Origin of the sequence: Mycobacterium sp. MAA66 (genome assembly GCF_041261665.1) — a bacterium.
Lineage (GTDB): Bacteria > Actinomycetota > Actinomycetes > Mycobacteriales > Mycobacteriaceae > Mycobacterium.
The window spans coordinates 96,976-107,311 of record NZ_JBGCCC010000013.1; the positions used below are offsets into that span (position 1 = coordinate 96,976).

General features: G+C 66.0%; 9 protein-coding genes. 6 read left to right on the forward strand and 3 right to left on the reverse strand.

Annotated elements, in window-relative coordinates; translation table 11 throughout:
• Positions 1–34 precede the first annotated feature (34 nt).
• From ABIA30_RS25315 to ABIA30_RS25325, 3 genes are read right to left on the reverse strand one after another with little or no spacing between them, the layout of a single operon-like run.
• Positions 35–1,630 (reverse strand): acyl-CoA carboxylase subunit beta, encoded by a 1,596-nt coding sequence (locus ABIA30_RS25315; protein WP_370070561.1) that lies wholly within the window; start codon positions 1,628–1,630, stop codon positions 35–37.
• Positions 1,627–2,775, reverse strand: coding sequence for an acyl-CoA dehydrogenase family protein (locus ABIA30_RS25320; RefSeq protein WP_370070563.1), 1,149 nt, complete (start codon positions 2,773–2,775; stop codon positions 1,627–1,629). Before ABIA30_RS25320 ends, ABIA30_RS25315 begins: the two co-directional genes overlap by 4 nt.
• Positions 2,772–4,484: an acyclic terpene utilization AtuA family protein gene (locus ABIA30_RS25325; RefSeq protein WP_370070565.1), complete on the reverse strand. Its 1,713-nt coding sequence runs from the start codon at positions 4,482–4,484 to the stop codon at positions 2,772–2,774. The genes ABIA30_RS25320 and ABIA30_RS25325 overlap by 4 nt, the downstream gene beginning before the upstream one ends.
• 231 nt (positions 4,485–4,715) lie before the next feature.
• Between ABIA30_RS25325 and rpmF the strand changes: the two genes are divergently transcribed.
• From rpmF to ABIA30_RS25355, 6 genes are all read left to right on the forward strand, one after another.
• A complete protein-coding gene (gene rpmF / locus ABIA30_RS25330) occupies positions 4,716–4,892 on the forward strand; it encodes a 50S ribosomal protein L32 (protein ID WP_370070567.1) in 177 nt (58 codons plus the stop codon).
• 78 nt (positions 4,893–4,970) lie between these two features.
• Positions 4,971–5,657 (forward strand): response regulator transcription factor, encoded by a 687-nt coding sequence (locus ABIA30_RS25335; RefSeq protein WP_370070569.1) that lies wholly within the window; start codon positions 4,971–4,973, stop codon positions 5,655–5,657.
• Positions 5,658–5,659: 2 nt separating this feature from the next.
• Complete coding sequence (locus tag ABIA30_RS25340; protein ID WP_370070571.1) at positions 5,660–7,150, forward strand: ATP-binding protein; 1,491 nt, start codon at positions 5,660–5,662, stop codon at positions 7,148–7,150.
• Positions 7,151–7,284: 134 nt separating this feature from the next.
• Positions 7,285–8,763, forward strand: coding sequence for a trypsin-like peptidase domain-containing protein (locus tag ABIA30_RS25345; RefSeq protein ID WP_370070573.1), 1,479 nt, complete (start codon positions 7,285–7,287; stop codon positions 8,761–8,763).
• 52 nt (positions 8,764–8,815) lie between these two features.
• Complete coding sequence (locus ABIA30_RS25350) at positions 8,816–9,310, forward strand: molybdenum cofactor biosynthesis protein B (protein WP_370070575.1); 495 nt, start codon at positions 8,816–8,818, stop codon at positions 9,308–9,310.
• A gap of 546 nt (positions 9,311–9,856) precedes the next feature.
• Positions 9,857–10,336: MspA family porin (locus ABIA30_RS25355; RefSeq protein WP_370070577.1), on the forward strand; the 480-nt coding region annotated here is incomplete at its 3' end.

Below are 10,336 nucleotides of genomic sequence, written 5' to 3' on the forward strand. Positions count from 1 at the left end.
AGCTCACGTTCGGCGGCAGGGCTGTTCATGGTGCTCACATCCGGAAGACGCCGAAGTTCGACGTCCCCTCGATCGGGCCATTGGCTATGGCGGACAAGCACATTCCGAGCACCGTGCGGGTGTCGCGGGGATCGATGATGCCGTCGTCGTAGAGCCGGCCGGACAGGAAGGCCGGCAGTGACTCGGCCTCGATCTGCGCCTCGACCGCTGCACGCAGGGCCGCGTCGGCGGCCTCGTCGACCTGCCCACCGCGGGCCTCGGTCGCGGCCCGGCTGACGATCGACAGCACACCGGCCAGCTGCGTACCGCCCATCACCGCGGATTTCGAACTGGGCCAGGCGAACAGGAATCGCGGGTCGAAGGCGCGCCCGCACATGCCGTAGTGACCTGCGCCGTAGGAGGCACCCATCAGCAGCGAGATGTGTGGCACCGTCGAGTTGGATACGGCGTTGATCATCATCGAGCCGTGCTTGATCATCCCGCCCTCCTCGTACGCCTTGCCCACCATGTAGCCGGTGGTGTTGTGCAGGAACAGAAGTGGCGTGTTGGACCGGTTGGCCAGTTGGATGAACTGGGTGGCCTTCTGAGATTCCTCACTGAACAGCACCCCGCGGGCGTTGGCCAGGATGCCGACCGGGTAGCCCCACAGATTCGCCCAGCCGGTCACCAGTGACGAGCCGTACAGCGGCTTGAACTCGTCGAAATCCGAGCCGTCGACGATCCGCGCGATGACGTCGCGCGGATCGAAGGGGATGCGCAGGTCGGCACCGACGATGCCGAGCAATTCGTTCTGGTCGAACAACGGCTCTGTCACCGGAGCCGGTGCCGGGCCAAGCTTGCGCCAGTTCAACCGCGCCACGATGCGCCGGCCGATCCGAATGGCGTCGAGCTCGTCCTGGGCGAAGTAGTCACCCAGGCCCGAAGTGCGGGAGTGCATCTCGGCGCCGCCGAGGGACTCGTCGTCGGACTCCTCGCCGGTGGCCATCTTGACCAGCGGCGGGCCCGCCAGGAACACCTTCGAGCGTTCCTTGATCATCACCACGTGATCGGACATGCCCGGGATGTACGCGCCGCCGGCAGTGGAGTTGCCGAATACCAGCGCGACAGTGGGGATGCCCGCCGCGGACAGGCGGGTCAGGTCGCGGAACATCGCGCCACCCGGAATGAAGATCTCCTTCTGGGTGGGCAGATCGGCGCCACCCGATTCGACCATCGATATCACCGGGAGCCGGTTCTGCAGCGCAATCTGGTTGGCGCGCAGGATCTTTTTCAAAGTCCAGGGGTTACTGGTGCCGCCCTTGACGGTGGGATCGTTGGCGACGATCAGACACTCGACGCCCTCCACCACACCGATGCCGGTGACCAGACTGGCGCCGACCACGAAGTCGCTGCCCCAAGCGGCCAGCGGGCTCAGCTCGAGAAACGGCGAGTCCGCATCGACCAGCAGCTCGATGCGCTCGCGTGCGGTCAGCTTGCCCCGAGCATGATGGCGGTCAACGTATTTCGGCCCACCGCCGGCCACGGCCTTGGCGTGCTCGGCATCCAGCTCGGCGAGCTTGGCGGACATGGTATCGGCGGCGTCGGTGTACGCCGCCGAACGTGGGTCGAGTTTGGATTTCAATGCGCTCATGACTGGAATCCCAACGTCTTGGCGGCCAACGAGGTCAGAATTTCGGTGGTGCCACCGCCGATCCCGATGATGCGCATATCGCGGTACTGCCGTTCGACCTCGGACTCGGCCATGTAGCCCATGCCGCCGAACAACTGTACGGCTGCGTTCGCCACCCACTCACCGGCTTCAACCGCGGTGTTCTTGGCGAAGCACACCTCGGCAATCAGATTCTGCTCACCGGCCAGCTGACGCTCCACGACATACCGGGTGTAGACCCGGGCCACATCGATGCGCCGGGCCATCTCCGCCAGGGTGTTCTGTACCGACTGCCGCGAGATCAAGGGCCGGCCAAAGGTTTCCCGATCCCGGCACCACTGGACCGTGAGATCCAGGCAGCGCTGCGCGCTGGCGTAAGCCTGGGCGGCCAGGGCCACGCGCTCGGAGACGAACGCCCCGGCGATCTGCAGGAAGCCGGTGTTCTCCGGCCCCACCAGATTGGCGGCGGGTACCCGGACATCGACGTAGGAAAGTTCCGCGGTGTCCGATGAGCGCCAGCCCATCTTTTCCAGCTTGCGACTGACGGTGAATCCCGGTGTGTCCTTGTCCACCACGATGAGTGACACCCCGGCTGCACCCGTTCCGCCGGTGCGCGCGGCGGTCACCACATAGTCGGCCCGCACGCCTGAGGTGATGTACGTCTTGGCGCCGTTGATGATGTAGTCGTCGCCGTCCCGTGCGGCGCGCGTGGTCAGATGCCCGACGTCCGAGCCGCCGCCGGGCTCGGTGATGGCCAGCGAGCCGATCATGTTGCCCTGCAACGTCGGTCGCACGTAAGTGTCGATCAGTCGCTGGTCGCCCGACGCGATCATGTGCGGGGTGGAGATGCCGCAGGTGAGCAGCGAGGCGAACACGCCACCGGGCACCCCGGCATAGTGCAGCTCCTCGCACACGATCACCGCATCGGCGCCGTCGCCGCCGCCACCTCCGACCGATTCCGGCGATTGGGCGCCCAACAGGCCGGCGTCGCCCGCGGCGCGGTGCAGCGAGCGCGGCAGGTCACCGCTGCGCTCCCACTCGTCGACGTTCGGCAGGATCTCGCGTTCGGCGAACGCGCGCACGGTCTTTCGCAGTGCATCGCGTTCGGGTGTGGTCCAGATACTCACGACAGCAGTTCCTCCGGAATGTCGATGTGACGCGAACGTAGCCACTCCCCAAGGCCTTTGGCCTGTGGGTCGAAGCGGGCTTGATACGCGACGCCCTCGCCGAGGATGCCCTCGATGACGAAGTTGACGGCGCGCAGGTTGGGTAGCAGATGCCGGGTCACCGGTAGGTCGGCGGCCTCCGGCAGCAGCTCACGCAGCTTCTTGACCGTCAATGTGTTTGCCAGCCACCGCCATTCGTCATTGCTGCGTACCCAGACGCCGACGTTCGCCGAGCCGCCCTTGTCACCGCTACGGGCACCGGCGATGGTGCCCAAGGGCACCCGCTGCGTCGGTCCTGCGGGCAGCGGCTCGGGCAGCGTCGGGTCCGCGACCGGCGCCAGCGCCGACGTCTCAGCAGACGGTGCGATGTCCGCCCGCGAACCGTCGGCCAGTACCGCGACGTGCGGAACCAGCGTCGCTTCGACGTACCCGGGCTTGAACGTGCCGTAGACCTGGCCTTCACCCGGCGGTGCAGTGGTGGTGAACCCCGGGTAGCTGGCCAGCGCGAGTTCGACTGCGGCAGCGGAGAACTGACGGCCGACCTTGGCGGGGTCGGGGTCGCGCACCGTGCAGTGCAGCAGTGCGCTGGCGCCTTCCTCGGTATCGGCGTCGGCATGGTCGGTGCGGGCCAGCGTCCACTGCAACTCGGCCGGCCGCACCGTCATGTTGGCTTCCAATTGCCGCTGCAACAGGGCGGCTTTCGCCTCGATGTCCAGGCCGGTGAGGACGAACGAAGCGGCGTTGCGGAAGCCGCCGATGCTGTTCAGCGACACCTTCAAGGTCGGCGGGGGCGCCTCACCGCGGACGCCGGAGATCCGCACCCGGTCCGGACCGTCGTCGGAGAGCGTCATGGAGTCGACACGCAGCGTGGCATCGGGGTTGGCGTAGCGGGCCCCGGTGATCTCGTAGAGCAGCTGGGCCGTGACGGTGTCGACGGTGACAGCTCCACCGGTGCCGGGGTGTTTGGTGATCACCGACGAGCCGTCGGCGTGGATCTCGGCCAGCGGGAAGCCCGGGCGCATCAGGTCCTCGATCTCGGTGAAGAACGAGAAGTTGCCGCCGGTGGCCTGGGTACCGCATTCGATGACATGGCCCGCGGCGACCGCGCCGGCCAGGGCGTCGTGGTCGGTACGGGTCCAACCGAAGTGGGCGGCGGCCGGGCCGACGATCACCGAGGCATCGGTGACCCGGCCGGTGACCACCACGTCGGCGCCGGACTTGAGACAGTCCACGATGCCCCAGGCGCCCAGGTAGGCATTGGCCGACAGCACCGATCCGAAACCGAGCTCTTCGGAGCGAGACACCAGGTCGTCGCCTTCGACGTGGGCGACCTGAACCGACAGTCCGAGGCGCGAAGCCAGTGCCCGCACCGCGTCGGCCAGGCCGGCCGGATTCAGTCCGCCGGCATTGGCCACGATCTTGACGCCCTTGTCCAGGGCCAGGCCCAGGGACTGTTCCAACTGCTTGACGAAGGTCTTGGCGTAGCCGAGGTCCGCGCTGCGGGCCCGGTCGCGGGCCAGGATCAGCATGGTGAGTTCGGCGAGGTAGTCGCCGGTCAGATAGTCCAACTCGCCGCCGGCCAGCATTTCGTGCATCGCCGTGAGCCGATCACCGTAGAACCCCGAGCAGTTTCCGATCCGGACTGCTGCTGACGTCACGCACACTCCCATCGCTCGACCAACCAACCGGTAGGTTGCCGGTACTGAGGGTCTCGAGTCAAGGGGCGTAAGCGATGCGTGTTGCCCGGTTGAGGCAGCGTTTTGGAGCGTACGCAGGTCAGCCGCTATCCTGAAGTGCAATCGCTGCGCACGCCAGGAGCAATAGAGCAGAGGCCGCTGGCCTTGACTTGTTTGTGGCGCGGCAGATCAGCAAGTAACACCCTTTGAGCAAGGAGAAGCGTCATGGCTGTGCCCAAGCGCAGAATGTCGCGCGCGAACACCCGTAGCCGCCGCGCGCAGTGGAAGGCCGAGGCCACCGGCCTGGTCGGCGTCAACGTCGCTGGCCAGCAGCACAAGGTGCCTCGTCGCCTGCTCAAGGCCGCTCGTCTGGGTCTGATCGACCTCGACCGCCGCGCCTGACCCGCATAGCGGTTTTTCGGGCGTCCGCGTGGCGCGCCTTCTCAGTCCACTCTCAGATGGTGGGGTGAGACTGTGGCTGTGCGAATACTTGTCGTTGACGATGACCGTGCTGTGCGCGAATCCCTACGCCGTTCTCTGTCCTTCAACGGATATTCCGTCGAACTGGCCGAGGATGGCGTAGAGGCGCTCGAGCGGATCAGCAATGATCGTCCTGACGCTGTCGTCCTCGATGTGATGATGCCGCGACTCGACGGCCTGGAGGTCTGCCGTCGCCTGCGCAGCACCGGCGATGACCTTCCCGTCCTGGTGCTCACCGCGCGCGATTCGGTGTCCGAACGGGTGGCCGGCCTCGACGCCGGGGCCGATGACTATCTGCCCAAACCGTTCGCGCTGGAAGAGCTGTTGGCCCGGATGCGTGCCCTGTTGCGGCGTACCGGACCCGACGACCGGGCGGAGTCGGCGGCGCAGACATTCTCGGACCTGAGCCTGGATCCGGTGACCCGGGAGGTATTCCGCGGAGAGCGGCAGATCAGCCTCACCCGGACCGAGTTCTCTCTGCTGGAGATGTTGATCAACAACCCCCGCCGAGTGTTGACCCGCAGTCGCATCCTGGAAGAGGTGTGGGGTTTCGATTTCCCGACCTCGGGGAACGCGCTCGAGGTCTACGTCGGCTATCTGCGTCGTAAGACCGAGGCCGACGGCGAGCCGCGGCTGATCCACACCGTCCGTGGGGTCGGCTACGTGCTCCGTGAGACACCGCCCTGATCATGTGGCGCAACAAGATTCAGCCACCACCTCCGCCGCCGATCCCGCAATCCGATGTATTGCACGACGCGAGTTCGGTGTCGCTGAAGTGGCGGGTGATGTTGCTCGCGATGTCGATGGTGGCCATGGTCGTCGTGCTGATGTCCGTGGCGGTCTACGTCGTGGTGTCCAGGGCGCTGTACGGCGATATCGACAACCAGTTGCACAGCCGGGCCCGGCTGCTGATCGAAAGCGGGTCGCTGGCCGCTGACCCGGGCAAGGCCATCGAGGGCACGGCCTATTCCGACGTCAACGCCATGTACGTGATTCCGGGACGCTCCATCTACACGGCCAACCAGCAGGGCGAGACGCTGCCTCTGGGGACACCGGAGAAGGACGTCATCGCGGGCAAATTGTTGATGTCGCTGCGCACCACCAACTATCAGCGGGTGCTCGCCGTGCATCTGCCGTCGGACAACTCCCTATTGATCTCGAAGAATTTAGGGCCCACCAGCGAGGTGCTCAAGCGCCTGGGCACCATCCTGCTGATTGTCGGGGGCATCGGGATGGCCATCGCCGCGATCGCCGGCGGCATGGTCGCGCGCACCGGGCTGAGACCCGTGGCCCGCCTGACCGAAGCCGCTGAGCGGGTGGCGCGGACCGATGACCTGCGACCTATCCCGGTGTACGGCAACGACGAGCTGGCCCGGCTGACCGAGGCGTTCAACATGATGCTTCGGGCGCTGGCCGAATCGCGGGATCGGCAGGCCCGGTTGGTCAGCGACGCCGGCCATGAATTACGGACCCCGCTGACCTCACTGCGCACCAACGTCGAACTGCTGATGGCGTCGACCGCTCCGGGTGCGCCGTCGTTCCCTGACGACGAGATGGCCGGGCTGCAGGCCGACGTCATCGCCCAGATCGAAGAACTCTCGACGCTCGTCGGCGATCTGGTCGACCTGACCAGGGACGACGCCGGTGTGGCGATCCACGAACCGGTCGAGATGGTCGAGGTGGTCGAACGCAGCCTGGAGCGGGTCCGTCGTCGTCGCAACGACATCAACTTCGACGTCGACGTCTCTGGCTGGCAAGTGTTCGGCGACAACGCAAGCCTGTCGCGCGCAGTGCTCAACCTGCTCGACAACGCCGCGAAGTGGAGCCCGCCCGGCGGGGTGGTGTTCGTGCGACTGCGCCGGATCGACCCGATGCATGCCGAGCTGGTGGTGGCCGATCAAGGACCGGGTATCCCGCCGCAGGAACGACTACTGGTGTTCGAGCGCTTCTACCGATCCACCACGGCGCGGTCCATGCCCGGGTCGGGACTGGGCCTGGCGATCGTCAAACAGGTTGTGCTCAAACACGGCGGAGCCTTGCGTATCGAAGACACCTGGCCCGGCGGCAATCCGCCGGGGACGTCCATCCACGTTGTGCTGCCGGGACGTCCGTCGGGTGCCGCTGCAACACACCGGGGTGCTGGGGTGGACGGAATGACCGTGGCAGCCGAAAATGGATAGACCGGAAGCGGGAGGCAGCCCGGATTTATCCGGTTCTCCTCTTAGTGGTTTCTCAGCCCACCCGGGCATTGTTGGGACCGATCTTCCGTGCCTTTGGCAACGGAACTTATGTGGAGAGAGAGTACCGACCCGCAATGACGAATGACCCCAGGTACTCGCCACCGCAACAGCCTGGCCAGCGCGCGAATCCTTACCAGCCGGCGCCCGGTTATGGGGCGCCGTGGTCTGCGCAGTCGTCCGCGGGGCAGCAACCCGGTGCGCAGCCGCACGCGGGTCAACCGCCGGCAGGTCAGATGCCGCCGCAGCAGTACCCGGGTCAACAGCGTCCCGGCGGTTACCAGCCGTCGTATGACTGGCGTTACGCGACTGCGCAACAGCAGCCGCCGACGCGGCATTTCGGGTCGGCGCCCTACGACCCGTACCGGGGTGCCCCGCAGCCCGGCGCTCCTCGGCCCATACCCGAAAAGCGTTCGCGCACAGGTCTTTTGATCGGCGGGGTGGCGGCGGTGGCGCTGATTTCTGCGGTGGTGGGCAGTGTCTTCGGTGGCGCGATGGTCAGACATGGCGACCGCACCGCCGACGACACCACGATCATCGGGGCGAATTCGAACCGACCGGCATCCAATGCGCCGGCCGGATCGATCGAGCAGGTAGCCGCCAAGGTGGTGCCCAGTGTGGTGAAACTGGAGACCGACATGGGCCGGCAGTCCGAGGAGGGCTCGGGCATCGTGCTGACCGCAGATGGCCTGATCCTGACCAACAACCACGTGGTCGCTGCGGCTGCCAAGCCGAGCGGTCCGCCGCCGGCCGGCGCGCCGGGCCCGGCGCCCGGCGGGCCACCGGCGCCGGTGCAGACCAAAGTGACCTTCGCGGACGGCACCACCACCACGTTCACCGTCGTGGGCGCCGATCCGAGCAGTGACATCGCCGTCGTGCGGGCGCAGGGGGCCGCCAAGCTGACGCCGATCACCATCGGTTCGTCGGCCAACCTCCAGGTGGGGCAGAAAGTGGTGGCAGTCGGTTCACCGCTGGGACTGCAGGGAACCGTGACAGACGGCATCATCAGCGCGCTGAACCGCCCAGTTGCGGCCGGTGGTGACGCCCAGAACCAGAACACCGTGCTGGACGCCATCCAGACCGATGCGGCGATCAACCCGGGCAACTCCGGTGGTGCCCTGGTGAACATGAACGGTGAGCTGGTCGGGGTCAACTCGGCGATCGCGACGTTGGGTGGAGACTCCAGCGGCCAGTCGCAGAGCGGTTCCATCGGCCTCGGCTTCGCCATCCCGGTCGACCAGGCCAAGCGCATCGCCGACGAACTGATAAAGAACGGCACCGCGTCGCACGCATCGCTGGGTGTCCAGGTGGGCAACGACGCGACGATCGACGGCGCCAAGATCGTCGATGTCACCAGCGGTGGCGCCGCCTCTGTCGCCGGTCTGCCCAGCGGTGTGGTGGTCACCAAGGTCGACAACCGGGTGATCGGCAGCGCTGACGCGCTGGTCGCAGCGGTGCGTTCGAAGGCACCGGGTGACAAGGTGACACTGACCTATCTGGACCAGTCGGGTAAGCCGCAGACCGTCCAGGTCACGCTGGGCAAGGCGCAGCAGTGATCAACCTTGGGCCCACGGCCTCGCGTCGGACCCGGGATATACGGTGACACTCATGGAACAGGCAGGGGCGTTGGTCGGACGGGCACTCGTCGTGGTCGTCGACGACCGGACAGCACACGGGGAAGAGGATCACAGCGGGCCGTTGGTCACCGAGTTGCTCGGTGAAGCCGGCTTCTTGGTCGACGGCGTGGTGGTGGTCGAGGCCGACGAGGTCGAGATCCGCAATGCGCTGAACACCGCCGTCATCGGCGGCGTGGACCTGGTGACTTCGGTCGGCGGTACCGGTGTCACGCCTCGCGACGTGACACCCGAGGCGACGCGCGACATCCTGGATCGCGAATTGCTGGGCATCGCAGAGGCGCTGCGTTCGTCGGGGCTGGCCGCTGGTATCGCCGATGCCGGCCTGTCGCGTGGTCTGGCTGGAGTGTCAGGCAGCACGCTGGTGGTCAACATCGCCGGTTCGCGGGCCGCAGTCCGTGACGGTATGGCCACCCTGGGGCCGCTCGCTGCGCAGATCATCGGCCAGTTGTCCAGTCTCGACATTTAGCCGCCCTATGAGCAGCAGTGTGATGTTTCTCACAGCGTGAGGTTGAGCATGATGGAGCGGTCAAAGCCCTCGAGTGACCTGGTTAACAAGGTGTTCGGTGACGCGTTACCCGCGGTCTCCAACGACGAACGTGGTGAACGATCACCCGAGGATGACGCCGACCGCGATCGCTGGCTACGCGATAACGTGCCGCCACACCACGGCTGAGCACTGTTTTTTCACCGGAGATCGCGCCAACCTGTGAGTGGGCGTGTATCTGCCGGTCACAGCCATCTCTGGGGAACCCCCAGGCGCCCGGGGGAAGATGCGCGGCGAGTCGTCGGTGACACTCAGGTCAAAATCAGGTCAGCAAACATACCGATTGGGAATATATGTCGGCACAGATGGCAGCACACGTTGCCGGGGGGATGCCGTGCCGATATGTTCCTCGTGTCAACGATGAGGAATCGGTGAGGAGATGGTGTGGGGCATGGTCGGCTCACACCAGCTGTCTCGCATCTGTCGCGCATCGCCCGAGCGGGCGATCCAGGAAACGCTAGGGAGAACATGAAGGCATTCAGTCGTGTGCTGATGGCACTGATCGCGGCGGTGTCGGCGTTGTTCGTCGGGGCGGGGACCTCGCATGCCGGCCTGGACAATGAGCTGAGTCTGGTTGATGGCCAGGATCGGACGTTGACGGTTCAGCAGTGGGACACGTTCCTCAATGGTGTGTTTCCCCTTGACCGCAACCGGCTGACGCGTGAGTGGTTCCATTCGGGTAAGGCCAAGTACAAGTGCGATGGCCCGGGTTGTGATGAGTTTGCGGGCACCTTGGAGCTGGGTTACCAGATCGGCTTCCCGTGGTCGCTGGGTGTGGGTATCAACTTCAGCTACACCACCCCGAACATCCTGCTCGACGACTTCAACCCTGGTTCGCTCACGGGCGTCGGCAGTGGTGGCATCATCACGCCGAACCTGTTCCCGGGTGTGTCGATCTCTGCTGACCTCGGTAACGGTCCGGGTATCCAGGAAGTGGCCACCTTCTCG